General features: G+C 38.6%; 22 protein-coding genes and 1 other annotated feature. Of the genes, 3 read left to right on the forward strand and 19 right to left on the reverse strand.

Going from position 1 to position 25,057, the window contains the following annotated elements:
- Positions 1 to 5: 5 nt before the first annotated feature.
- Both mfd and pth read right to left on the reverse strand, forming a co-directional pair.
- Positions 6 to 3,527, reverse strand: a complete 3,522-nt coding sequence (gene mfd, locus G7057_RS03060) for a transcription-repair coupling factor (RefSeq protein WP_166161232.1) — start codon at positions 3,525 to 3,527, stop codon at positions 6 to 8.
- A gap of 54 nt (positions 3,528 to 3,581) precedes the next feature.
- Entirely contained in the window at positions 3,582 to 4,151 is a 570-nt protein-coding gene (gene pth, locus G7057_RS03065) for an aminoacyl-tRNA hydrolase (protein WP_166161235.1), read from the reverse strand.
- Positions 4,152 to 4,362: 211 nt separating this feature from the next.
- Here pth and G7057_RS03070 point away from each other — a divergent pair, with 211 nt between their 5' ends.
- The gene (locus G7057_RS03070; protein ID WP_166161237.1) at positions 4,363 to 5,334 is read left to right on the forward strand and encodes an L-lactate dehydrogenase; all 972 of its coding nucleotides are present in this window, start codon (positions 4,363 to 4,365) and stop codon (positions 5,332 to 5,334) included.
- 169 nt (positions 5,335 to 5,503) lie between these two features.
- Here G7057_RS03070 and G7057_RS03075 read toward each other — a convergent pair whose 3' ends face one another.
- The 13 genes from G7057_RS03075 to G7057_RS03135 form a co-directional block, all read right to left on the reverse strand.
- Entirely contained in the window at positions 5,504 to 6,487 is a 984-nt protein-coding gene (locus G7057_RS03075; RefSeq protein ID WP_319592859.1) for a ribose-phosphate diphosphokinase, read from the reverse strand.
- A gap of 83 nt (positions 6,488 to 6,570) precedes the next feature.
- Complete coding sequence (glmU, locus tag G7057_RS03080; protein ID WP_166161241.1) at positions 6,571 to 7,956, reverse strand: bifunctional UDP-N-acetylglucosamine diphosphorylase/glucosamine-1-phosphate N-acetyltransferase GlmU; 1,386 nt, start codon at positions 7,954 to 7,956, stop codon at positions 6,571 to 6,573.
- A gap of 184 nt (positions 7,957 to 8,140) precedes the next feature.
- Positions 8,141 to 8,959, reverse strand: coding sequence for a pur operon repressor (gene purR, locus G7057_RS03085; protein WP_166161243.1), 819 nt, complete (start codon positions 8,957 to 8,959; stop codon positions 8,141 to 8,143).
- Between the two features lie 146 nt (positions 8,960 to 9,105).
- Entirely contained in the window at positions 9,106 to 9,924 is an 819-nt protein-coding gene (locus tag G7057_RS03090) for a metal ABC transporter permease (protein ID WP_227004637.1), read from the reverse strand.
- Positions 9,870 to 10,577 carry a metal ABC transporter ATP-binding protein gene (locus G7057_RS03095; protein WP_166161245.1) on the reverse strand — a complete coding sequence of 236 codons (708 nt, stop codon included), beginning with the start codon at positions 10,575 to 10,577 and terminating at the stop codon, positions 9,870 to 9,872. The genes G7057_RS03090 and G7057_RS03095 overlap by 55 nt, the downstream gene beginning before the upstream one ends.
- Positions 10,578 to 10,597: 20 nt before the next feature.
- A complete protein-coding gene (locus tag G7057_RS03100; RefSeq protein ID WP_166161247.1) occupies positions 10,598 to 11,554 on the reverse strand; it encodes a metal ABC transporter solute-binding protein, Zn/Mn family in 957 nt (318 codons plus the stop codon).
- A 259-nt stretch (positions 11,555 to 11,813) separates the two neighbouring features.
- Positions 11,814 to 12,668, reverse strand: coding sequence for a 4-(cytidine 5'-diphospho)-2-C-methyl-D-erythritol kinase (gene ispE / locus G7057_RS03105; protein ID WP_166161249.1), 855 nt, complete (start codon positions 12,666 to 12,668; stop codon positions 11,814 to 11,816).
- 162 nt (positions 12,669 to 12,830) lie between these two features.
- Entirely contained in the window at positions 12,831 to 13,088 is a 258-nt protein-coding gene (locus G7057_RS03110) for a Veg family protein (RefSeq protein WP_076768461.1), read from the reverse strand.
- Positions 13,089 to 13,204: 116 nt separating this feature from the next.
- Positions 13,205 to 14,101 carry a 16S rRNA (adenine(1518)-N(6)/adenine(1519)-N(6))-dimethyltransferase RsmA gene (rsmA, locus tag G7057_RS03115; RefSeq protein WP_166161251.1) on the reverse strand — a complete coding sequence of 299 codons (897 nt, stop codon included), beginning with the start codon at positions 14,099 to 14,101 and terminating at the stop codon, positions 13,205 to 13,207.
- Complete coding sequence (rnmV, locus tag G7057_RS03120) at positions 14,102 to 14,680, reverse strand: ribonuclease M5 (protein ID WP_166161253.1); 579 nt, start codon at positions 14,678 to 14,680, stop codon at positions 14,102 to 14,104.
- Complete coding sequence (locus G7057_RS03125; protein ID WP_166161255.1) at positions 14,677 to 15,450, reverse strand: TatD family hydrolase; 774 nt, start codon at positions 15,448 to 15,450, stop codon at positions 14,677 to 14,679. Before G7057_RS03125 ends, rnmV begins: the two co-directional genes overlap by 4 nt.
- Positions 15,451 to 15,636: 186 nt before the next feature.
- Entirely contained in the window at positions 15,637 to 17,652 is a 2,016-nt protein-coding gene (gene metG, locus G7057_RS03130; protein ID WP_166161257.1) for a methionine--tRNA ligase, read from the reverse strand.
- Between the two features lie 156 nt (positions 17,653 to 17,808).
- Complete coding sequence (locus G7057_RS03135) at positions 17,809 to 19,113, reverse strand: C40 family peptidase (protein ID WP_166161259.1); 1,305 nt, start codon at positions 19,111 to 19,113, stop codon at positions 17,809 to 17,811.
- Positions 19,114 to 19,388: 275 nt separating this feature from the next.
- Positions 19,389 to 19,589: a binding site (T-box leader), on the forward strand.
- Positions 19,590 to 19,639: 50 nt separating this feature from the next.
- On the opposite strand from G7057_RS03135, the gene tyrS reads away from it, so the two are divergent.
- Entirely contained in the window at positions 19,640 to 20,911 is a 1,272-nt protein-coding gene (tyrS, locus tag G7057_RS03140; RefSeq protein ID WP_166161261.1) for a tyrosine--tRNA ligase, read from the forward strand.
- Between the two features lies 1 nt (position 20,912).
- Positions 20,913 to 21,413, forward strand: coding sequence for a GNAT family N-acetyltransferase (locus G7057_RS03145; protein ID WP_166161263.1), 501 nt, complete (start codon positions 20,913 to 20,915; stop codon positions 21,411 to 21,413).
- Positions 21,414 to 21,440: 27 nt separating this feature from the next.
- On the opposite strand, the gene G7057_RS03150 is transcribed toward G7057_RS03145, so the two are convergent.
- From G7057_RS03150 to G7057_RS03165, 4 genes are all read right to left on the reverse strand, one after another.
- A complete protein-coding gene (locus G7057_RS03150; protein ID WP_166161265.1) occupies positions 21,441 to 21,818 on the reverse strand; it encodes a hypothetical protein in 378 nt (125 codons plus the stop codon).
- 2 nt (positions 21,819 to 21,820) lie between these two features.
- The gene (locus G7057_RS03155) at positions 21,821 to 22,000 is read right to left on the reverse strand and encodes a hypothetical protein (protein WP_076768453.1); all 180 of its coding nucleotides are present in this window, start codon (positions 21,998 to 22,000) and stop codon (positions 21,821 to 21,823) included.
- Position 22,001: 1 nt separating this feature from the next.
- Positions 22,002 to 22,697 (reverse strand): NAD(P)H-dependent oxidoreductase, encoded by a 696-nt coding sequence (locus tag G7057_RS03160; protein WP_166161267.1) that lies wholly within the window; start codon positions 22,695 to 22,697, stop codon positions 22,002 to 22,004.
- A gap of 99 nt (positions 22,698 to 22,796) precedes the next feature.
- On the reverse strand, positions 22,797 to 25,049 hold the full coding sequence (locus G7057_RS03165; RefSeq protein WP_166161269.1) for a glycoside hydrolase family 2 protein: 2,253 nt from the start codon (positions 25,047 to 25,049) through the stop codon (positions 22,797 to 22,799).
- Positions 25,050 to 25,057: the final 8 nt, after the last annotated feature.

Here is a 25,057-nt window from a genome sequence, read left to right on the forward strand (position 1 = left end):
GGCTATCAACTTTCTTCCTTTTGCTCAGCGACGCTTGCTTCTAGGAATGCTTTCAAATGATCCATCCATGCTGGAATAGCAACCTTATGAATTTGAATAGATACCACTAATTGGTCTTTTTTCATATTCACTTGTGCACGTAAAGGGATACTGCTAAGCGCTTCGAAAATCGCTACTCCTTGCAGTCGTTTCGTTCCTTCCTTATCGAAAGTAATATGAACGATATCGCCTTGACGTTTTAGCTGTTCTGCCTCGGCTAATTCTGCATAGTGGCGAATCAAGCCCACTTGAGCGAGATAGGTCACTTCTTCCGGTAAATCACCAAAACGGTCTTGGAAGTCATCTTGAATTTCATAGAAATCATCTTCATTTTTCAGTTGTTGGATGCGTTTATACATATCAATTTTTTGACGTTCGTCTTCAATATAGGTTGCCGGAATATAGGCATTAATAGCTAAATCAATCTCAACATTTACCTGCTTGCGACGTGACCCTTTGCCACGCTTGCGTTCTACTGCTTCGCTCAGCATTTCTGAATACAAATCAAAGCCAACTGAATCGATAAAGCCATGCTGTTGGGCTCCTAAGAGGTTTCCTGCTCCACGAATAGACAAATCACGCATAGCAATTTTGAATCCTGATCCTAATTCTGTAAAGTCCTTAATGGCTTGCAAGCGTTTCTCACTTACTTCACTTAATATTTTATCGCGCTGGTGCATTAAGTAAGCATAGGCAATTCGATTCGTTCTCCCTACTCGTCCTCTTAATTGATAAAGTTGGGACAAGCCCATGTAGTCAGCATTTTCAACAAAGAGCGTATTGGCATTTGGAATATCCACACCTGTTTCAATAATTGTTGTGGTAACAAGGACGTCATAAACACCTTCTACAAAATCCATCATGATATTTTCTAGTTGAACTTCTGTCATTTGCCCATGCGCCACACCTACTCTGCAATCAGGAACGAGTACTCGGATTTCATCCGCCTTACGTTCAATGGTTTCGACACGATTATAGACATAAAAAGCTTGGCCACCCCTTGCCATTTCTCGTTCAATCCCATCGCGAACAGCAGCCATATTTTGCTCCATTACGTAGGTTTGGACAGGATAGCGGTTAGCCGGTGGAGTTTCAATAACCGACAAGTCGCGGACACCTAACATAGACATGTGCAAGGTACGCGGAATCGGCGTTGCCGTTAGAGTCAAGACATCTACTGTCGACTTCAGCGCCTTCAAGCGTTCTTTATGTTTGACACCGAAACGTTGCTCTTCATCGACTACTAATAAACCGAGGTCAAAAAAGACAACATCTTTTGAAATGAGACGGTGCGTTCCCACAATAATATCCACACTGCCCTTACGAATACCTTCAATGGTTTCTTCTTGCTGTTTCTTCGTACGGAAGCGACTTAAAAGACCAATCTCAAATGGTAAATCCTCAAAGCGTTGTACTAACGATTCATAATGCTGTTGTGCCAAAATAGTCGTTGGCACCAGAAAAGCTGCTTGTTTTCCTTCTAGAACAGCTTTGAAAATAGCACGCATGGCCACTTCTGTTTTTCCATATCCAACATCTCCGACTAAGAGACGATCCATTGGTTTTTCTTTTTGCATATCCTTTTTGATTTCTTCAATACTTCTCAATTGATCATCGGTTTCTGTATAAGGGAAACGATTCTCAAAATCAACTTGGTCTTGATTATCCGGTGGGAAGGCATAGCCTTTTTCTGATTCGCGTTTAGCATAGAGCTCTATCAACTCGTCCGCAATGTCTTCTACTCTTGAAGCAACTTTCTTTTTCGTTTTCGCCCATTCAGTACCACCTAGTTTGTTGACTTTAGGTGTTTTAGACTCTGAAGACACATATTTTTGAACGAGATGCAGCTGGGTAACCGGAATAAAGAGTTTGGCACCATCTTGGTAAAGAATCGAAATATAGTCTTGATTAACCCCATCAACGACAATCGTCTCCATACCCGTGTATTTCCCAATACCGTGATTAACGTGTACGACAAAGTCTCCAGCTGATAATTCTGTATAGCTCTTCAACCGTTCCGCATTCGACATCTTTTGTCTACGTGGCTGACGTTTCGTCGCTTTGTTGAAGAGTTCTTTTTCCGTCATGACAACTAATTTTCTCATCGGTAGTTCAAAGCCAGCTGCCATTCCCCCGACAACAATATTAACGTGGTTTTCAATAAAGCCATCTTGACCGATGATGACACTCTCTATATCAAAATCAAGGAAGACTTGATGAACCTTTTCAGCACGTTCCTTATCAGGAACGACCATAAATACGGTGGCATCTTGCTTGAGCCAGCGATCCACTTCTGATTTAACCATTGGCATTTGACCGAAGAATTGTAGGAGACCACGATATTGAATGGGATGAACAGCAGTAAAGCGGATATTTCCTAACCCTTTTTGGAATAAAGAATAAAAGAGTTTGCGGTGCTCACTTTGTTTGACAACGTCTCGAATATCAGCTGTCATCTGTTGTTTCGGCAACAAGACCCCTTCGCCAATCTTCATTTCTTCCCAATCGGCTGCTTCCATATTTTGAGTGCGTTCGCTCTCTAGCGTTCTACCATATTCATCCATTACGATTAAGGTATCTTTAGACATATAATCCATAATGGTTGTCATTTGTGGATAAAATAAGGAGGTATACATTTTTGGATTTTGCGGTAATTCACCTAATTGTGCTTTTTCAATAAAGTCATTAAAGAAAACGGCTAGTCGTTTTTTAACGTCCTCATTTTTGATTGATTTTTCAGCTTTCTTAACTTTCTTTTCAATTTCTTCTACTTGCTCTTGTAATATATACGGCGGAAAAATCGTATCTTGGGCTGGCAGAACCATCACTGATTCAACAGCCTCATCAAAGGATTTTTGAGTTGTTGGTTCGAAAAAGCGCATGCGGTCAACTTCAGACCCAAAGAATTCGATTCGGATTGGATATTCTTCGTTCAATGCATAAATATCCATGATGTCCCCACGAACACTAAACTCACCTGGTGAAGCTACCATACTCTCGCGTTCATAGCCCATTGCGACTAATTTTTCTGGCAGTTGTTCAAAGTCAATTTCATTCCCAATATCAAAGGTTAGTACGTGATTACGCCAAATTGAAACGGGTGCTAATAACTTTTTAAATCCAGCCGTTGGAACAACAACAATCCCTTTTTCACCACTTTCTAAAAAATGAAGGGCTTCAACCCGCTGACTACGATATTCAGGCGAAGAAAAGGCTAATTCTACAGCCAGTGACTCTTCCACTGGAAATAAAAAGGTAGGAATTGTTGGATTAATTTGACTGATATCTTCATATAGTTGTGTTGCCTGTAACAGGTTAGCTGCCCAAACAACAATCGGCCCGTCTAACTCATCATAGACCATAGTCGTTAGTAAATTTCTTGCTGAACCAGATATACCCGTTACTAATTGATTACCTGCTTCTCTAGCCTGACTAATTAAATCTGCTAGCAAAGTTGATCGTTTTAAATAGGCTTGTATGTCTTTCATGTTTATCTCCTTGCTTTATCATTCTACGTGCAAATAGGCTCAGCAAAGCTGAACCTACTTGCGTTGATTAAATTTATTCATAGTAGAGAGAAAATCGTCGCCGCTAATAAAATCATCAATAGCTTTAACGCTCTCTTTTACTGAAAATAGAACATCTCCATGTTCCTCTTCTGGGAAAGGACTGAGCACATGTTGAACCACTGACATATTTGCTGGTGGTCTACCAACCCCTACTCGAATACGGTTAAACTCTTGTGTCCCAATATGTTGAATTAAACTCTTAATACCATTATGGCCGCCAGCGCTTCCCTTTTGGCGAAGACGAATACGTCCAACCGGCATATCCATATCATCATAGACAACGACTAACTCGTCAATGTCCACATCAAAGTAGTCCATAAACGGTCGAACAGCGCGACCCGAATCGTTCATGTAGGTCATCGGTTTAATAAAGAGTATTTTTTCACCCTTTACCCGTTCTTCTAAATAAAGTGCATCAAATTTATTTTTATTAAAGCTTGTATTATTCTGATAAGCCCATTCATCTAAGGTTATAAAACCAATATTGTGTTTCGTATTGGTGTATTTAGGTCCTGGATTGCCCAAGCCGATGATCATTTTCATGAGTTTCATCCATTCTTCTGTCATTTTTCTAATGAACGCCAAAAAGCTGCACGTCATCGTCCAGTAGTGCCAATAGTATAGCATAATTTCATTTAAAATAGTAAAGAAAGCTCAGCACCTTTTCTCCTGATAAAATAGTAATAAATTCACGCCATAAGTGGTATACTAAAGGCAGTAATGATTTTATACAGCTTTAATTGGAGGTAATAAAATGGTTGAAACAAAACGAAAAAACAGTCAGAAAATAATCCTCATCGGTGACGGTGCCGTTGGTTCTAGTTACGCATTTGCACTTGTGACACAAAATATTGGTCGTGAACTAGGTATCATTGATATGAACGTTGCTAAAACAGAAGGCGACGCGATTGATTTATCTGATGCTCTTGCTTTTACAAGTCCTAAACATATCTATGCAGCCACTTACGCTGATTGTAAAGATGCTGATTTAATTGTTTTAACAGCCGGCGCAGCTCAAAAGCCTGGTGAAACACGCCTTGATTTAATTAGTAAAAACCTTAAAATTTTCAAAAGCATTATTGATCAAGTTATGGCAACAGGATTTGATGGTATTTTCTTAGTAGCTACCAATCCCGTTGATATTTTAACTTATGCTACTTGGAAATTCTCTGGTTTACCAGCAAGTCGTGTGATTGGTTCAGGAACGTCTCTTGATAGCGCACGCTTCCGCCAAGAAATTGCCCGTAAAGTCAATGTCGATGCTCGTAATGTTCATGCTTATATTTTAGGTGAGCACGGCGACACTGAGTTCCCCGTTTGGTCACATGCTAATATTGGTGGCTTGCAACTGTATGAATGGATTAAACAAAATGATGAAACAGTTGATGAAGATGAATTGCTAGAAGTCTTTTATTCTGTTCGTGATGCAGCTTACCGTATTATTGAGAAAAAAGGCGCTACTTTCTATGGTATTGCCGTTTCGCTAGCTCGTATTACAAAAGCGATTTTCAATGATGAGAATGCGATTTTACCGCTCTCTGTTTATTTAGATGGTGAGTACGGTCAACATGATGTCTTCATCGGTGTCCCTGCCGTTATTAACCGCGACGGGATTAGAAAAGCAATCGAAATTCCGTTGACGGACGTTGAAAAGGGTAACTTGCAACATTCTGCTGATACACTTCGTAAAGTCATTAAGGATTCTTTCGCAGAACTTGATGTTTAATAAAAAATTAGAAAGCTGCTCCAAAACGCTATTGTTTTGGAGTAGCTTTCTTTATTTGCTCGAGCCATTTTGTCGATACAGCTCATAAATAGTGCTGTATCTTACATCAACACAAAAAAATAAAGCCGGCAGGATGTTTTTCAACATCTTGCTGGCTTTATTTTGTATATTAATCTAGCATTCTGAATTTTTCTTGGAATAGTGGACTAACAGAACGGTTTTCGTGGATACGTTTGATTGCTTCTGCAATTAATTGTGCAACTGAAACTTGAACCAGTTTAGGTGTCATTTTTTCTTCTGGCAGATTAATTGAATCTGTCACAATAACTTCTTTAATAACAGAATTTTCTAAACGATCCATAGCAGGTCCTGATAAAACAGCATGCGTACAGCACGCGTATACTTCAACTGCACCTGCATCTTGTAAAGCTTGAGCAGCAAGTGTAATCGTACCAGCAGTATCAATCATGTCATCAATCAAGATACATTTTTTACCTTTAACATCTCCGATGATGTTCATCACTTCTGCAACGTTCGCTTTAGGACGACGTTTATCGATAATAGCGATTGGTGCATGGATGAATTCTGCTAACTTACGTGCGCGTGTCACACCACCATGATCAGGTGATACAACAACAACATCGTCAGAATTTAACTTATCATTGTCTAAGAAATAGTTTGCTAATAATGGTGATCCTAGTAAGTGGTCAACCGGCATATCAAAGAACCCTTGGATTTGTGGTGCGTGTAAGTCTAATGCTAACACACGATCCGCTCCAGCCATCGTAATCATGTTCGCAACTAGTTTCGCTGTAATTGGCTCACGTGATTGTGCTTTACGATCCTGACGTGCATAACCATAGTATGGTAATACCACGTTAATTGTTTTTGCACTTGCACGTCTCAATGCATCGATCATAATCAATAGCTCCATCAAATGGTCGTTAACTGGGTAACTTGTTGATTGAATAATGTACACATGTGCCCCACGAATACTTTCATCGATGTTGATTTTGACTTCTCCATCACTAAATTGTGTTGAAGATACTACGCCTAATTCCACGCCTACTTCTTTTGCGATTTTTTCAGCCAATGGTAAATTGGAACTCAAAGAAAAAATCTTCAATTTTGGGTCTTTATACTGTTCTGTTATCATATCTGCCTCCGCTAACCATTCATTCTTTTTTTGAAAATACCCTTCACTTATAATAATAAGCTTTTCTAAAAATAATACAACTATCCTTTTTGATTATTTGAAGCCGGTAGTTTTCCCCAGTAACCTTTTTTGTTTTCTTGACGACTTCTCGCAATACCAAGTGCTCCTTCTGGAACGTCTTTCGTAATGGTTGAACCAGCCGCTAAAAAGGCATTTTTAGCCACATCAACTGGTGCGATAATATTCACGTTGCAACCAATAAATGAGTTGTCACCGATTGTCGAACGATGTTTTTTTGCACCATCGTAGTTAACAAAAACCGTGCCACAGCCAACGTTAATATTTTCGCCTAAATCAGCATCGCCTACATAAGTTAAATGACCAACTTTAGTATCTTTACCGACAACTGCGTTTTTCACTTCAACAAAGTTACCAATATGAACCGCTTCACCGATTGTCGAGTTTGGACGAATATGGCTGTAAGGCCCTATATTACTGTAATCTGCCATTTGTGATTGCTCAATCATTGAGCTCGTAACTTTAACAAAGTTACCAATGGTTGAGTCAACAATTTCTGAATGTGCACCAATAAAGCATTCTTGGCCAATAACGGTTTGCCCCTTTAATGAGACACCTGCTTCAACAATGGTATCCGAACCAATCACAACTTCTGATTCAATATAAGTATTATTGGGATCAATTATTGTCACACCGTTACGCATATGTTTTTCGTTAATACGATTCTTCATTAAAGTCGCTGCTTCTGCTAATGCCACACGGTCATTAACGCCAAGCGCTTCTGCCATATCAGCCATTTGATAGGCTGAAACAATATCGCCTTGGGCTTTGATAATTTCAATCACATCTGGTAAATAATATTCACCTTGTGCATTTTCGTTTTTAACTTGAGCAAGCGCCTGGAAAAGAGCCTCATTATCAAAAACATAAGTCCCTGTGTTGATCTCTTGTACTTTTGCTTCTTCTTCGCTTGAATCTTTTTGTTCCACAATCTTTTCAACAAGTTGGTCCGCATTACGAATCACTCGGCCATAGCCAAATGGATTTTCTGCATGAGCTGATAGTACGGTTGCTTTTGCTTGTTGTGCTTCGTGATGGTCAACTAGTTTTTGTAAGGTTTCAGCAGTTAGAAGCGGTGTATCACCACAAATAACCAATGTTGTTCCTTTTTCGTTGCCAATTGCTGGTTTAGCTTGCAACACAGCATGGCCTGTTCCAAGTTGTTCTGCTTGTAGAACATAGTCAGAACGATTGCCCACTGTTTCTTTAACAGCTTCAGCGCCGTGACCAACGATGGTAACGACTTTGTCGACTCCTGCTTGTTCAACTTGGTCAATCACATGTTCAACCATTGCCTTCCCACAAACTTGGTGAAGTACTTTATAAAGTTTACTTTTCATTCTGGTCCCTTGACCAGCTGCAAGAACAATTGCATAACGTTTCGTCATATAACTTTCTCCTTCATTTATCTGAATCACACATCAAACATCGTACCCGAAAAAAAGCGAACAATCAACTTTTGTAAGGGCTTGACTATCTAATTTTCCTTATTTTCTCATATTATTTTGGCTCTGTACAATAATAATTGACTTAAAAAGAAAAAACCCCGTACACATGTACAGGGTTTGTAACTTATTCGTCAAAATAACTTCCTAAGCCAACTTTCATAGCGCGATTACGCAAATCGATTTCGTTCACACGAATCAATGATACGTAATCATCAGTTTCTTTATTATCTGTGTAGGCTGCTTCAGCAAAGACAGTTACACCTACTGTTTCTGAATCAAACTCTTCAATCATGCTGCGCATCCCGTTAACGGTTCCGCCGCCTTTCATAAAGTCGTCGACAATCAGCACACGAGAGCCACTTGGCAAGCTGCGTTTAGATAATTCCATTTTTTCAATACGATCCGATGAACCAGACACATAATTAATGCTGACTGTCGAGCCTTCTGTGATTTTTGAATCACGTCTAACAATCACAAATGGCACATTCAAATAGTTGGCTACCGCTTGAGCAATCGGTACCCCTTTTGTAGCAACGGTCATTACAGCCGTTACATTTTGGTCCTTATACTTAGCAGCAATAATACGACCAATCTGTTGCAGAACTTCTGGATCGCCTAATATATCTGACAAGTAAACATAGCCGCCTGGCAACAAGCGCTCTTTAGACGTCATGTAATCACATAAGTGATTGATATAGTCTTTTGCTTCGTCCCAAGGTATAGACGGTGTAAAACGAACGCCACCGGCTGCTCCCGGAAGTGTTTCGATGATTCCGAAACCATTCGTTTCAAATGTCCGTTTGATAATTGTTAAGTCTTCACTAATTGATGATTTAGCTGATTTATATTTTTGTGCAAAGTAAGTTAAAGAAATCAAAGTATGAGGATGGTTTAACAAATAATGTGTCATATCCACAAGTCGATCACTACGTTTTATTTTCACAGGTGCATTCTCCTTTAAGTTAACTAAGATTATTATAGCGGTTCTCCCAACAAAAAGAAAGTTTTTATTTCCTAACGTTCGCATTTGTTTCACTTTTATAAACAAAAGCAAGAGCAATGTTCTGCTCTTGCTTTGTTTTTCTGATTTTAATTTGCTTTTTTTGGTTTTTGAAGGGATTTAAAAATACTAACCACTATAAATAAAAAGACAAACATTAAGGTGATTGTCGCACCAGGTGGCGTTCCGAATTCATATGACGCAAATAAACCGCCATACATACCGATTAAACTAATCGCAATTCCTGTCCAGATTACCATCTTGAAGCTGTTAACCAATCGCATGGCGATGGCTGCCGGCAAGACTAAAATAGCTGATACGAGTAAGGAACCGGTGATTGGCATAATCACACTAATGGCAACACCCGTTAAAATAGAAATAAATAATGACATCCACCGAACAGGCAATCCTGCTGTTAAGGCTGTATCTTCATCAAATAATAAAACATATAATGGCTTTCTAAAGATATAGTAAAGTCCGACAATCACTAAAGTTAGCATAAATAAGGTTGTAATTTGACTCTGATCAATGGTTACAATCGACCCGAATAAGAACTGTTCGATATTAGCCGTTTGTCGGCCAGAAACAAAACTCATTAAGACTAGCGCCACTGCCATACCAGTTGACATTAAAATAGCAACCGAAATTTCAGAATAGCCTCTAAAGACGCCCCTTAAATACTCAATGCCAATCGCTACTAGAATAACGATAAAAATAGTTGTAATCGTTGGGTTAACGCCAATTAGAATACCTAAGGCAATTCCCGCCAGTGAAACATGAGAAAGGGTATCTGCCATCAAGGATTGACGACGTAAAATGAGCGTTAGACCCAATATCGGTGCAATAATCCCAATTAATGTTGATGCTTGGAATGCTCTTTGCATGAATCCATAGAAAAACATCTCCACGGCGAATTCTCCTTTCTGACAAGCTTAATTTGACGGTCCATGTAAGCCTTAATATCTTCGTGTTCATGGGTTACCATAATAATAGCTTTATTATGGATCTGTGAATTATGACGAAGAAGTCCATAAAAACGTTCGCGCGACTCCTTATCCATACCAGTCGTTGGCTCATCAAGAACAAATAAATCAGGATCAGTTGCAAAAATACGTGCAAGGGCAATCCGTTGCTTTTGCCCTCCTGACAACTCACCAATTTTTTTATTACGCATTTCCCACATTCCTACTGATTCAAGGGATTTTCTGACATGCTCATGATCTTCTTCGTCTAGTTTTTTAAACCAACGATTATTTTGATAGCGGCCAGACTCAACAAATTCTAATACCTTGCTTGGGAAGCCAATATTGAATGATGAAATTTGTTGTGGCGCATAGCCTACCATCAATTTCTCACCACGAATATTTGTTTTCGATACTGTTGCAGTTCCTTTTTGTGGATGTAGCAAGCCTAAAATACTTTTTAATAAAGTTGATTTCGCTGCACCATTCTCACCCGTTAAAATAACAAATTCACCGGCTTCAACAGAAAAACTAATATCCTCTAGAACGGGTTCACCATCATAAGAAAATGATAAATGATCGACATTAATATAATCCAAGATAACGCTCCTTTCTCTTTTTAGTGAATGGTTTTCTGTAATGCCTCTAAATTATCGCGCATCACACTCATATAATTTGCGCCTGCTTCAAGGTCTACTGTTGTAATACCTTCAATCGCACTTAACTGTTCTAATGAAACAGCAGTTTCAGCAGCTAATGTTTCAGCAACTTTTGAGCTCGCTGAATCTTGATAATAAATGGCTTTGATATCATTTTCATTGATAAAACGACCAATTTCAGCCATTTTACTTGGACTGACTTCTTGATCAGATGTTAAAGATGAAATGGGCATTTCTTCTAATTGATAGCGTCTTGCTAAGTAACCAAATGCCGCGTGCTGAACGACAAAAATACGGTGCTCTGCCCCTTCAAATGCTGCTTGGTAATCAGCATCCAATTGTTGTAATTCTTCCATATATGCTTGAGTATTTTCTTGGTAGCTAGTTGCTTGTTCTGGATCAATAGCTGAAATCTCTTCTGCGATATGCGCAACCATATCTTGCGCTAATACAGGATCTAACCAAACATGGGGGTCCACTGCATGACTATGGTCATGATCGTGATCATGGTCATCTGCTTCATGGTCATGGTCATCTTCGTTCTCAAATAAATCCATACCGGCTGTTGCCTCAATGACGAGGACATCACTATCAGTTAATGTTGCTAGAACATCGGGCACCCACGTTTCCATATAATCGCTGCTATAAACAAAGACATCCGCTTCAGAAATCTGTGCTAACTCTTTTGGCGTTGGTTCGTAGCTATGTGAATCTTGTCCTGCTGATAGTAGATTCATTATTGTACCATTTTCTCCAACAACTTGCTTAGTAAATTCATAGACAGGGTAAAATGTTGTTACAACCGATAATCCTTCCTCACTAGATGGACTAGCCTGATTGCTAGATTGGCAACTTGCTAAGACTACTGTTGCTAACAACGCTACAATACTTGTTCTTATCTTATTTAATCGTCTCATTATCGACACCTCTTTTTTTAAATCGTAATCATTCCTATTTAACCACGAAGAAAACTTTATCATAGCTTACTTTGTTAAGTCAACTATAACTGACCCTTTTTTTTAATATCACTTAATTGACATTTTGGTTTTTAAATAAAAGAAAGAACAGTTTGTTTTAAAGGCTATAATGTCTGGTCAACACATGAAAATCTATTCATAACACATTGTCAATAAAAAACAAAAGAAGTTGGAATAGTATTCCAACTTCTTTTTATTGCTATTTAATAATACGGCAAATATAAACTTCTTCACAAAAACCTCGCAAACTATTATAAACTCGCTTCACTCGTGAATAATTTTGACTAAAGCCAATAATAGTGGGGCCACTGCCACTCATTGTCGCTCCGTCCAAGCCGTAACGTAGCATCCGATCTTTCAGTTGGCTGAGTTGTGGATAACGATCAAAGGTGACTGCTTCAAGTGCATTACTCAAATGTTGCGCCATCTTTTGATAATCACCAGATTCAATCGCTGCCTCTACTTCTTTTGACTTTGGTGTATAGTCAACTTTTTCAATGTCTAAAGATCTAAAAACGGTTCGTGTTGATACGCTAATTCTCGGTTTAGCTAAAATCACCCAACAAGGAGGCAAGTCTCTAATTGGTCTCACTTTCTCACCACTACCCGATACAAAGGCTGTTCCACCTACAATCGAATAAGGTACATCTGTACCAATTTTCATCCCTAATTCAATCAATTCTTCTACTGAAAGCCCTAACTGCCAAATATGGTTGAGTGCGCGTAGAGTAGCCGCAGCATCTGTGCTACCACCACCTAAGCCAGCTGCAACAGGTATTTTCTTTTCAATCTCAACTTTAATGCCCGCTTTAATGTGATAGCGGTCTTTGACGAGTTTAATCGCTTGATAAACATGGTTGCGTTTATCAACTGGTAGAAAGGCTTTATTGGTGTAGACTTCAATCGTATCTTCTTCTAAAGAAGTGAATGTTAAATGGTCAGCAAGATCAACCGATGACATAATCATTTCTAATTCATGATAGCCGTCTTCTCGCTTGTATAAGACATCAAGCGTTAAATTTATTTTCGCTGGCGCTCGTTCTATCCACTCCATCTCACTTCCCCCTTTATTACTCAATAGTACATGAATTAAGCCAATATTTAAAGAAAAAGCTTGGCCTTTTAAATGGGAAAAATTATTTCTTTTCATAATAGACAAAAAAAGATCTCCTAGCTAGGAGATCCTCTTTTTCATTATCTTTAAATAAAAGCGAGATTATGCGTACTCTCTAGAATCCTCATCGTAAAATGAGATTTCTACCGATGATGTCAAAACATCTGCATAACTGTATGAAACACGTTTAAAAGCATTCTCTTCTTGATCTAAATCGACAACGAAAACAGAATGATAAGTTTCACGTAAAATACCTTTTCGTTCAATTTTACGCTTTCTTCCCGCTTGGGCCGTCAACAACACTCTTTTACCGATACGATTGTCAAGCTCTTCCTTGATTTCCATCAAACTATTTGGCATGCCCTTCACCTCACTGCTATATATTGTAGCACAATATAACAAAATTTTCAAGTATATCACAGGAGATAATCAGATGCAAGTTAAATAAATCCTTTTTTTCATGGGATGAGTATTTTTTAATGGTTCATACGGTAGGCTGTTATTTGATTAGCTAAGTTGGCAAATTCTTCTATAGACAGTGTTTCGGCACGGCGACTAGCTTCAATACCAGCTGCTTCTAAACTAGCTGTTAACATGTCCTTTATGTCGTCTGTTTTCCCAAACAAACTCAACAAGTTATTCCACAATGTTTTACGACGTTGTTGGAAGGATCCTCTCGTTAACTGGAAGAACAATTTCTCATCTTCAACAGCTACTTTCACTTCATCACGTCTTGATAGTTTTAAGACTGCTGAATCCACGTTTGGTTGTGGAACGAAAACTCTTCTCGGTACGATAGTAGCAATCTCTGCTTCTGTATAATAATCAATGGCAATCGTTAGTGAACCATAGTTTTTAGAGCTTGGTTGCGCAGTCATACGCTGAGCCACTTCTTTTTGCATCATCATAACAAAGGTATCGATAGGCAAATTAGCCTCGATAAAGTTCATAATAATCGGCGTCGTAATATAGTAAGGCAAGTTGGCTGCTACTACAATACGGTCTCCTTCTTCAAAATGCTCTGCAATAATGTCTCTTACATTTGCTTGTAAAATATCTTGGAAAATGACAGTGATATTGTCATAGTCTGCTAACTCTGTTTTCAAAATTGGTTTCAAGCGCTCATCAACTTCAAAAGCAACGACCTTTTTGGCAGCTCGTGCTAAACGTTCTGTTAAGGCACCAATACCTGGTCCAATCTCAATCACACATGTATCTTTATCGATATCAGCCGCTTCAAGCATATTTGTTAAAATACTTGGTTCAATTAAAAAGTTTTGACCTAAACTTTTTTTCATGGTTAAGCCATATTTTTTTAAAATTTGATTCGTTCTTGTTGGTGTTGCAATATCTTTTTGTTTATTTGTTCCCATCTATGCCATCTCCTCTTGAACAGCCTTTGGAATTGGAATTCCATTTTCAGCCATTGTCGTTAGTATATCTTCTTCTGAAATTTGAAACATTCGGATCCGTTTAACAAACTGCTTACCATTGGCATAACCGATTCCCAATAGATCGCTTAATTGTTTTCTTAATTCTGCAGAGCCAGGCTGGCCAATCAATCCTAGTGCTAAACAAAAGGAATCAAGTTGATCTGCTTTCGTTTCAAAATAAGGGGTCTGAACATTTTTGAGAGCTGCTTGAATGATTTCAGGACTCGCGTGCTCAATCCCTAAACTACCGCCTTTCGGTGATTGACAGTCCTCTTTGCGCACAAAGGCATGCTTAACAGTTGGGATACGCTGAATAATAGTTTCCCGTATCTTCCCTCCTGGAAAATCAGGATCTGTTAATACAATAACCCCTCTAAGAGCATGTGCTTTTTCAATTTCTTTTAGGACGGTCTCATTAATAGCTGATCCATTTGTTTCAATAGTATCCGCATCAACAGCCATCTTTATTTTTTTTGTGTCGTCACGACCTTCAACGACAATAATTTCTTTTATTCTCATATATCTTCCAATCTAAATAAACGCTTAGCATTCGTCATCGTCACGTTTGCTAGCTCTTCAAAATCTATCTCTCTCAGCTCAGCAACGCGTTCTGCCACATATCTCACATAGCCTGGTTCATTTCGTTTCCCACGATAAGGAACTGGTGCTAAATATGGCGCATCCGTTTCAATTAATAAGCGGTCTAAGGGCACTGCTTTGGCTACTTCATGCACCTCTACTGCTTTTTTAAAGGTAACAACACCGCTTAAAGAAATATGCATACCTAAATCTAAAAAGCGTTTCATGTCATCAACATCGCCACTATAACTATGCATAATTCCACCGATTGATGATACATCTTCTTCTTTTAAAATACGATAAGTATCTTCAATGGCGTCTCTCATATGAATCGAAATCGGTAATTTTAAGTCTTTAGCGATTTGAATTTGTTGGCGGAATACTTTCTCTTGTACTTCTTTTGGTGAGGTGTTCCAATAGTAATCCAAGCCCATTTCTCCCATCGCCACAACCTTATCTTGGCCTAACAGTTGGATTAAACTTTCTTGAATTTCTGGACTATAGGAACCTGCCTCAGTTGGATGCCAGCCAATAATACTATATATTTCAGGATGAGCTTGGCTCAATTCCAGTGATTTTTTTATGGTTTCAGTATCGAATCCAACGACTGCAAATTTGCTAACACCAAGTTCCTTGGCACGCTCAATCGTCTCTTCAACGTCTTCTTCAAATGCGTCAACATTCAAATGACAATGTGTATCAAATAGCACAGGATTCATCTTCCTCTCTCATTGATCTTCTTTCCTATTATACTTGTTTTCTAAACAAAATACCTTGCTGGCTGATTATTTTAATAGTTTTTTCAGAAATTTTGCATTAAAAGGTAGACTTCAGCTTTCAAAATAAGACACCCATAAAGAAAAGGCTAGGGACTCGCCCCAGCCTTTTCTCATTCATTATGCTACTATCGAACCATTTTCTGCTGTTTCCGGTGCAAAAACAACTTGTAATTGCCCATCTTTTTCAGCTGAAAGAATCATACCTTGGCTAACTTCGCCGCGCATTTTACGTGGTTTCAAGTTAGCAACAATCACTACTTTTTTACCAATAAAGAAAGCAGGATCAGCATACCATTCTGCAATACCTGATAAAATTTGGCGGTGTCCCTTATCGCCAGCATCTAGGCGGAATTTCAATAATTTATCTGCGCCTTCTACTTTTTGGCAATCAATGACTTCAGCCACTTTTAATTCAACTTTATCAAAGTCTTCATATTTGATTTGCTTATCTTTTTCGCTAACCAATTCGGTTTCATTGGGATCCCATTCATTGCTAGCAACGTCTTCTGTTTCTGTTGTAGGCGAAATTTGCTCTTTCAAATAAGCTACTTCTTCTTCCGCATCTAAACGTGGGAAGATTGGTTGTCCTTTTTTAACAACCGTTGTTCCTTGTGGGAATTGTCCAAACGTTAATTTGTCCCAGCTGCCGTCTTGTTGGAAGTCTAATCCTAATTGCTCGAAGATACTAACTGGTGCATGAGTCATAAATGGTGATAGTAAGATTGCTGTCATACGCAACACTTCGGCCAAATGAACCATGACACTAGCCAATTCTTCTTTTCTCGTTTCGTCTTTAATTAAGATCCACGGTTCTGTTTCATCGATATATTTATTTGCTCGAGAAATCAAACGCCATACTTCAGCGAGTGCCAAACTAAATTGCATGTGGTCCATCTCGTCTTCATACTTAGCAACGACCTCTTTCGCTGTTGCTTCTAAATCTGCATCGAAAGCAGTGTTTTGGTCAGTTCCAACTGGAATTTCACCACCAAAGTATTTGTTAATCATCGCAACAGTACGGTTTAACAAGTTACCTAAGTCATTAGCTAAATCATAATTAATACGGTTAATGTAATCTTCTGGTGTGAAGACACCATCACTACCGAAACTGATTTCACGCATCAAGTAGTAACGTAAAGCATCTAAGCCATAACGTTCGACTAACATACCTGGATAAACGACGTTCCCTTTTGATTTAGACATTTTTCCGTCTTTCATTTGCAGCCAGCCATGACCAAATACTTGTTTTGGAAGTGGTAAATCTAATGCCATCAATAGGATTGGCCAATATATCGTATGGAAACGAACAATTTCTTTCCCAACCATATGGATATTAGCTGGCCAGTATTTTTCAAATAAGGCTGTATCTTCTGAACCGTAACCTAGAGCCGTAATATAGTTTGCTAAGGCATCAATCCAAACATAAATAACGTGTTTTGGATTACTTTTCACTGGTACACCCCATGAAAAGGTTGTCCGTGAAACAGCTAAGTCTTCCAATCCTGGTTTAATAAAGTTATTCACCATTTCATTTTTACGCGATTCTGGTTGAATAAATTCCGGATACTCTTCATAATATTTTAGCAAACGATCAGCATATTTGCTCATACGAAAGAAGTAAGATTCTTCTTTAACAAGTTCTACTTCGTGACCACTTGGTGCAATTCCACCAATAACTTTACCATTTTCATCACGGTATACTTCTGCTAATTGTGTTTCTGTAAAGTATTCTTCGTCTGACACTGAATACCAACCTTCATATTCACCTAAGTAAATATCGCCTTGTTCGATTAAGCGTTCAAAAATAGCTTGAACCGCTTCGATATGATGTTGATCTGTTGTCCGGATAAATTGATCGTTGGAAATTTCAAGTTGCTTCCAAAGGTTTTGAATATCTTCAGCCATACCGTCAACGTATTCTTTAGGGCTAATTCCCATCTCTTCAGCTTTTTTCTCAATTTTTTGTCCATGCTCATCTGTTCCTGTTAAATAACGAACATCAAACCCTTGTTGACGTTTATAACGTGCCATCACATCACAAGCAACTGTTGTATAGGTATTTCCGATATGTAATTGACCACTTGGGTAATAGATGGGCGTTGTAATATAAAATGTTTCTTTTTCTTTAAACACGAATGAGTGCCTCCTTAGAAGTGGCAAGTTTTAAATTTGTTTTCACAAAACCTGCATATACGCCCTATTTTACCACAAAAGAGGTAAGCATGTGGACATTTTCCAAATAAAAATGACTGGAACATTCGTCCCAGTCATTTCAACTTTTTGTTTATATTATCTTGCAACACGTACTGCAAAGCTTGGCGTAAAGTATCGTGTACTGTTTACTTCAACAACGCCACCTTCGGAAGGAGCATGGATATATTGACCATTTCCTAATGAAATTGCTACGTGGTAAGGACTACCTTTAGGTCCCCAGAACAATAGATCTCCTGCTTGTGATTGACTAACAGAAATTTGACTTCCTGCGTATTGTTGTGAGCCAGTCCAACCTCCGATTTCAATACCGTATGCTTCACGGAAAACATAAGCCGTAAAACCTGAACAGTCGAAACCACTTGGTGTTTTACCACCATATACATATGGTACACCTAGGTATTTGTATGCCACACCGATAACATCACCAGATGGTGCTGGTAATGATGGTGCTGATTTTTCTTCAATGATAACTTCTACTTTTTCTTCAATCACTGGTGTTGAAATAGCAGGGCTGTTATTTGTTGTATTAGTTGTCGTGTTATTAGTTGTTGTTTGCGTTGCTGCAGTCACTGTTTCACGATTATTTGTTACGGCAATAACTGTTTGAGCAGCTTCTTGTTCAACTCTTAGTGCTTCTTCTTCTGCTGCAGCAATAGCTGCCTCTTCAGCAATACGTTGACGTTCTGCTTCTTCAGCAGCACGACGGTCAGCTTCTTCTTTTTCAGCGATAAACGCTAAACGATCTTCTTCAGCAGATGCTTTCTCAGCGTTAAGTGCTGCCACTGCACTTTCTTGTTCAATATTTTTAACTTCTAATTGACCTTTTAATTCTTCAAGTTCATAAGTCATTGAAATAATCTCGTTTAATTTTTCTTCTGTCTCAACTTTTTTGTTTTCAACAGCTTGTTGGTCTTGAACTTGTTGTTCAACTAAGCTTTTATTAGCTGAAACCATTGTTGTTACAACGTCGACACGAGCAATTAAGTCTGTTAAAGACTCTGATGCAAAAATAAAATTCATGTAGTTAGTGTTAGACCCATTAATTTGAACAGAACGAGCTTGTTCTTTCAATTGGTCTTCACGTTGATCAATCACAACCTGTAGTTGTGCAATTTCTTCTTCTAATAAATCAATTTTTTCATTTGTGTCAACACGTTGCGCTAATAATTCAACAGCACGGTTTTCTGCAGCAGCGATTTCTGCTTGTACCTCAGCTAATACAGCTTCAGCAGACTCGACACGGCCTGATAGTTCATTGACTTTTTCTTCTTGTTGTTGAATTTTTTCAGTTAACTCATCAGCAGATACAGCATATGGCGCTACAAATGTTGCAGATAACAGCGAACTCGTTAAAATTAAAGTGGCAAGTTTCTTCTTCAAGTCATTTCCTCCAGTAGGTTTATGTGATTATACAATTATATATTTAGAATTTACTTATCGGTTTCTTTAGAAAAACGTTATGATTTTCCCTAACGATGAAATCATAGCATAGTTTCTTTGTGAAAAACCATTTTTCGATGACTTGTAGTTCCTTTGTAACATAAATGTAATGATTACCGACAAATGTTTCAATCAGTCTGTTACATAAGTATTTTAAAAAGAAGATTGACATTTTTTATAGTCATGACTATACTGATTTCAAGAATAAAACACAGATAAAAGCTTTGAAGGAATACAGTAGGAATAAGGATTTTGTATGAAGAGAGAGCCGGCAATGGTGGGAACCGGTACACCCTTATTTTGAATTACAATTCTGGAGCTACTTGTTATGAGCGGTTAACATACGTTACATGTTAGAGTGGTTTCATTTTTATGAAACAATTTGGGTGGTAACACGGTAATTAATCGTCCCTGGCAGAGCTATGCTTTGTCAGGGCTTTTTTTATTTTAAAAGAGGAGTGTTCATATGGAAAAGGTTAATATTATTGACGAACTACAGTGGCGGGATGCCATCAACCAACAAACAGACGAAGACGGCTTACGCGAGTTATTAAATGAAAAGAATATTGGACTATACTGCGGGATTGATGCGACTGGTTCAAGTATGCATGTGGGACACTTAATTCCTTTTATGCTGCTGAAACGATTCCAATTAGCTGGTCACAAACCGGTTATTTTAATCGGTGGCGCAACAGGCTCAATTGGTGATCCAAGTGGGAAATCGGAAGAACGTACCCTTCAATCAGAAGAAACGGTTGCTTACAATGCTGAAAAAATTACCCAACAAATGAAAAAGTTATTCCGTGCTGGAGAAACAGATTCTGAAATCCGTCTCGTTAATAACTTGGACTGGACAAAGCAACTTTCTCTACTTGATTTCTTGCGTGACTTTGGTAAAAACTTCAATATTAACACCATGCTTGCAAAGGATATTGTTGCTAGCCGTTTGGAAACGGGAATTTCATTTACTGAGTTCTCATACCAAATTCTACAATCGATGGACTTCTTACATCTATATCGTCAATTAGATGTTCAACTACAAATCGGTGGTGCGGATCAATGGGGAAATATTACAGCTGGTCTCGAACTCATCCGTAAAAAAGAAGGTGCAGAGGCAAAAGCGTTTGGTCTAACCATTCCATTGATGCTAAAAGCAGACGGTACAAAATTTGGTAAAACAGCTGGCGGCTCTGTTTGGTTAGATCCCGAACAAACAACGCCTTACGAATTTTACCAATTCTGGGTTAACCAAGATGACCGCGATGTCGTTAAATACTTAAAATTCTTTACCTTCCTTTCTCAAGAAGAGATTTCAGCTTTAGAAGAAAGTGTTCAAACAGAACCCCATAAACGTCAAGCTCAAAAAACATTGGCTGCTGAAATGACAACCTTTGTTCATGGTGAAAAAGCACTAGAAGATGCTCTAAAAATTACCGATGCTCTCTTTACTGGTAATGTTGCTCAATTATCTGCTGACGAGATTGAACAAGGATTTAAAAATATGCCGACTTTCGAATCAAATTTAACGGAACAAGAGCTAGTGACTTGGCTGGTTGATTTGGGGATTGAACCATCTCGCCGTCAATCACGCGAAGATGTTCAAAATGGCGCTATTTCAATTAATGGTGAAAAAGTGACTGACTTAGATTTTGTGATGACACGTGAGCATTCATTTGATCAACGCTTTATTATTGTGCGCCGTGGTAAGAAAAAATACTTCCTTGTAAAGTTGGTGTAAGATGACTGAGGTTACATTGGTTGCTGTTCGAGATACCTTACAAGCAGAAGATGTCGCTCACCTAGCTGAAATCATTTGGAATGAGCACTACTTGCCTATCTTAGGACAGGAACAAGTCGCTTATATGCTCAAGACCTTCCAATCCACTGAACGGATTATTGCTGACATTGCTGAAAATAAATCAACTTATTATATAGTAGAAGTTGACCAAGATGAGATTGGTTATGTGGCACTTGAGTGGCAGGAAGACACACTATTCATCAGTAAGCTTTATTTATTAAAGCGTGCAAGAGGCAATGGCTATGCTTACCAGTTGATGAAAAAGTTAATTCAACAAGCAACAGATGCTAAAAAATCTAAATTGCGTCTAACCGTCAATAAAGACAATCCATCTTCTATCGCCTTCTACGAAAAAGTAGGCTTTAAACAAGTTGATGCCGTTGTTTCACCGATTGGCAATGACTTTGTTATGGATGACTACATTTACGACTATATAATTTAATCAAAAAAAAGACGAGTGAGACTATTCTCACTCGTCTTTTTGATTCATATTATTTTTAGCTGCCCGGCGCTTCGACTTAATTAAGACATTGATTAAGATTAAAATAATACCAACTACGGTAATCAGCAAAATATTAGCTGCATTAATCAGTTGCAAAATAAATACGGCTAGTCCAAATCCTAATAACGTCACGAGATTAAAATTCTCTTCCCAGTTGTCCCTCTGCGGATAATCTTTGGCAAGTTTTACAAATGCAAGATGAATCACGTAAAATCCGATTAAGGCGATAAAAATAAATAAGCTAGTCTCATATTCACCTAGCAAATAGCCGCCATAACGTTTAAAGACCACTGCTATAATTAAAAAGATCGATTGACATAGACTTTCCTTTTCTTTAGTTGTCATCATTACCCCCACTTATTTGGACTCCACATTCGGCCATCAATTTCACCTTGCGCTTGCTCCATGCGTTTATATTGCTCTTGGATGAGTTTTTCAAATGCTTGAAACAAAGCAATCTGACGATAGTCCGTACTTTTTTGCTGCAAGTCTTTTATTTGGCTTAGCATCCATTCTTTCTGTTCCACCTTACCACTCCCCTAACTCTTCTAAGGTAAATAACAAATCATCTAAGTGGTCACGGTTATTCCCCATTTGCTCGATTAACAAATCAATCGTCGCTTTAGTTTCATCTGTTTGTTGAAACTTACCGAGTGTTTCTAGCTCTAACTTAAACCACTCTTCTTGGTTAAGAAGAGAAGGATTCGCAGACATAGTTAAATATTGGCGATAACGAATCAGTAACTCTTTACGGTCAGCATCTGATAAGTAATCAAAACGCGCAATCAATAATGACGGTAAATAAACCATCTCACATTTACGGGCAATAGCTTGAAAAGGTCTCGTTAATTCCGATATAGTAAAGCCTTCTCGTCCTCCAGCTTGGTATTCCCGTTCGTTAACACCTGTTGTCATCACCAGTCCAAATTCTTTCCCTTTCAACTGGCTACCATGTTTGCCATAAGCAAACCCATCTGTCAAAACCTCGTCTTGCCATTGTTTTAATAGTGGCGGCGAACTATACCAATAGAGTGGAAATTGGAAAATAATGCGGTCATAGTCAGCAAGGAGTGCTTGCTCACGGTCTTTATCTATCTGACCATCAGGATAGTCATGTTCTAAATGGTGCCATCTCACACCTTCATCTGGTAAACTTTCCCGTAAAAATTGTTGGGCATGAGAATCAGATAAAGTGGGATGAGAAACAATAATTAGTGTTCGCATAAGTTTCACCCTTGTTTTTATTAATTTCATTAAGTATAGCAAAAAAAGAAGGCATAAAATAGAGCCGAGGATGTTTAATACCTCCTCGGCTCTTAGTGATTATTTTTTAATTTCTTGGAGTTGGCTATTCAAATGAATCAACATCGCATCCGTCACTTCAGGTGTTAGGCTACGAAGTAACTCGTCTACTCGGCGGTCTTTCATCATAGCAATAGAGCCTTTTTTCAAGAGTGCCTTGGTAATAGCGCGTGCTGCATCCACAACAACATCCGCTGCTTGATCATTCTCAAGAATTGCGGCAATGGTATCACCTACCGAATAGGCAGTTGGATCAATATCTTTTTGAACTTGGTCTGTTCGAATATCGTCAAACCAGTTTTGAACCCCACTCATGTCAACAGCATCTGCTAAAACATAATGAGGATTAGCTTCTGTTACTTGTTTAAAGGAAACGGAATCAACCTGATTACCAGCTACTGCTGTAAAGTGAGTCGTTCCTTCATCTAAAGATACATTTTCAAAAACAAAGATTTTTTCGCCCTTTTGACTAGCAATTTCTTTTCCATTGGCATACAAAGTCACCGATGGTAAGTTACTATATACTTTCACAGTCAATTTGTCATAAGGACGGTCGGTATAGCGTCTGCCAGCAATATGAACGAATGGCTCATCACTCCAAAATGCCTTATAAACATAGAAGGCATCTTTTTTAATTTTACGGTCTAAGGTAACAAGACCTTTATTGTTACGGCCTAGAACGCCACCTTCGTCACGATTATCTGCTCCAAAGTCAAACATATTCCAGTTATGAGTTGCCCATAACCATGGTCGATCTTCGATCATTTGCGCTAAATGCTCATGATAAATAGCTTGATACTCTTCTGAATAGTCACCACGACCTGGTGTGTCTGTATGGATGGTAATATTCGCTTCACAACCATACTCTGAAATCCCAATCGCACGGTCTGGATAAGCTTGATGGAACTTATCGAACCATTGATCATTTTCTTCTACTTCTCCAAAGTACCAACCAAAATAGTGATTGTAAGCAACGATGTCGGTAATTTGATTGTGCTCGCTCTCCATTGATAGCATAGCAACTTGTGCCATCGTTGTTAAACGACTGTCATCCAATTGATGGCACAAGTCATTTAACTCACGTAAGTTGGAAACAGCACTTGCTTCGTCCCCACTGATGGTAATTTCATTGGAAATACCCCAGAAACAAATCGATGGGTGATTGTAGTTTTGAACAATTAATTCTTTCATTTGAGACATAGCATTTTCATGAGCTGCCGGTTCTGGATTCATAGCGGAAATAAATGGAATCTCAGCCCAAACAACAAATCCTAAAATATCACAGATGTCATAGAATGCTTGACTATGTTGGTAGTGAGCTAACCGAACGGTATTAGCACCAATCTCTTTAATTAACATAGCATCTTCCCAATGATCTGCTTCTGTTAAGGCATTCCCTAGCCCTAATTTATCTTGATGGCGAGAAACACCACGAAGCGGCATTGACTTGCCATTTAAGAAGAAGCCTTTTTGTGGATCCACGTGAAATTCACGAATTCCTAATAGGCACGACACTTCATCAATCACTTCATTATGGCGAACCAAACTAGCAATAACGCGGTATAAGTATGGGTCGTCTACCCCTTGCCACAAATGCGCTTGGTGAACGAACAGCTCATGTGCCACTTCTTCCTCAGCGTTTACGTAAGACTCAGCAACCACTTGGTCGTCTTCGTCATAAATAGTTACCGCAACTAAATCAGTTGGCTGAGCATTAGTTACAAACGTTTTAGCAGTTACCCAAGCATGGTCGCCTTCTATCTTAGATGAAACAGACAAACCACTTGCTCCCAAATAATCCATATTAAAATGACTCTCTGAAACAACGACACACTTCACATCACGGTAAATCCCTCCGTAAAATGTAAAGTCTGCTGTTTGCGGATAAATATGATCTTGATGTGAGTTATCTGCCATCACAACTAATAAATTGGCACTGTCTTTATTTAAATGACCCGTTACATCCACTCTAAAGGTTGAATAGCCTCCCTCATGACGAATCAATTGTTTATGATTTAAATAAACTTCAGCAGCACTTGCAACACCTTCAAATTCAAGGTAGATGCGGTCGCCTTCATTCACAACGGGATAGCCTAAATCCTTAGCATAGTAACACTGGCCGCGGTGATAATCACTACCACCGTCTTGTCCGTCAATGTTATTCCAAGTGTGGGGAATGGTAATATCTTCCCACTCTTCTGGAAAAACAGATGGTTGTTCTAGCACTGTTTTAGAAAACTTCCAGTCATCGTTTAAGTAATAGACTTTTCTCATGTCTTTAA

Source organism: Jeotgalibaca arthritidis (assembly GCF_011100465.1).
Lineage (GTDB): Bacteria > Bacillota > Bacilli > Lactobacillales > Aerococcaceae > Jeotgalibaca > Jeotgalibaca arthritidis.

Coding starts and splice junctions, on each gene's coding strand:
- mfd (WP_166161232.1), bottom strand. CDS start 3,527: ATGAAAGACATACAAGCCTATTTAAAACGATCAACTTTGCTAGCAGAT.
- pth (WP_166161235.1), bottom strand. CDS start 4,151: ATGAAAATGATCATCGGCTTGGGCAATCCAGGACCTAAATACACCAAT.
- G7057_RS03070 (WP_166161237.1), top strand. CDS start 4,363: ATGGTTGAAACAAAACGAAAAAACAGTCAGAAAATAATCCTCATCGGT.
- glmU (WP_166161241.1), bottom strand. CDS start 7,956: ATGACGAAACGTTATGCAATTGTTCTTGCAGCTGGTCAAGGGACCAGA.
- G7057_RS03100 (WP_166161247.1), bottom strand. CDS start 11,554: ATGAGACGATTAAATAAGATAAGAACAAGTATTGTAGCGTTGTTAGCA.
- ispE (WP_166161249.1), bottom strand. CDS start 12,668: ATGGAGTGGATAGAACGAGCGCCAGCGAAAATAAATTTAACGCTTGAT.
- G7057_RS03110 (WP_076768461.1), bottom strand. CDS start 13,088: ATGCCAAATAGTTTGATGGAAATCAAGGAAGAGCTTGACAATCGTATC.
- rsmA (WP_166161251.1), bottom strand. CDS start 14,101: ATGGGAACAAATAAACAAAAAGATATTGCAACACCAACAAGAACGAAT.
- rnmV (WP_166161253.1), bottom strand. CDS start 14,680: ATGAGAATAAAAGAAATTATTGTCGTTGAAGGTCGTGACGACACAAAA.
- tyrS (WP_166161261.1), top strand. CDS start 19,640: ATGGAAAAGGTTAATATTATTGACGAACTACAGTGGCGGGATGCCATC.
- G7057_RS03145 (WP_166161263.1), top strand. CDS start 20,913: ATGACTGAGGTTACATTGGTTGCTGTTCGAGATACCTTACAAGCAGAA.
- G7057_RS03150 (WP_166161265.1), bottom strand. CDS start 21,818: ATGACAACTAAAGAAAAGGAAAGTCTATGTCAATCGATCTTTTTAATT.
- G7057_RS03160 (WP_166161267.1), bottom strand. CDS start 22,697: ATGCGAACACTAATTATTGTTTCTCATCCCACTTTATCTGATTCTCAT.
- G7057_RS03165 (WP_166161269.1), bottom strand. CDS start 25,049: ATGAGAAAAGTCTATTACTTAAACGATGACTGGAAGTTTTCTAAAACA.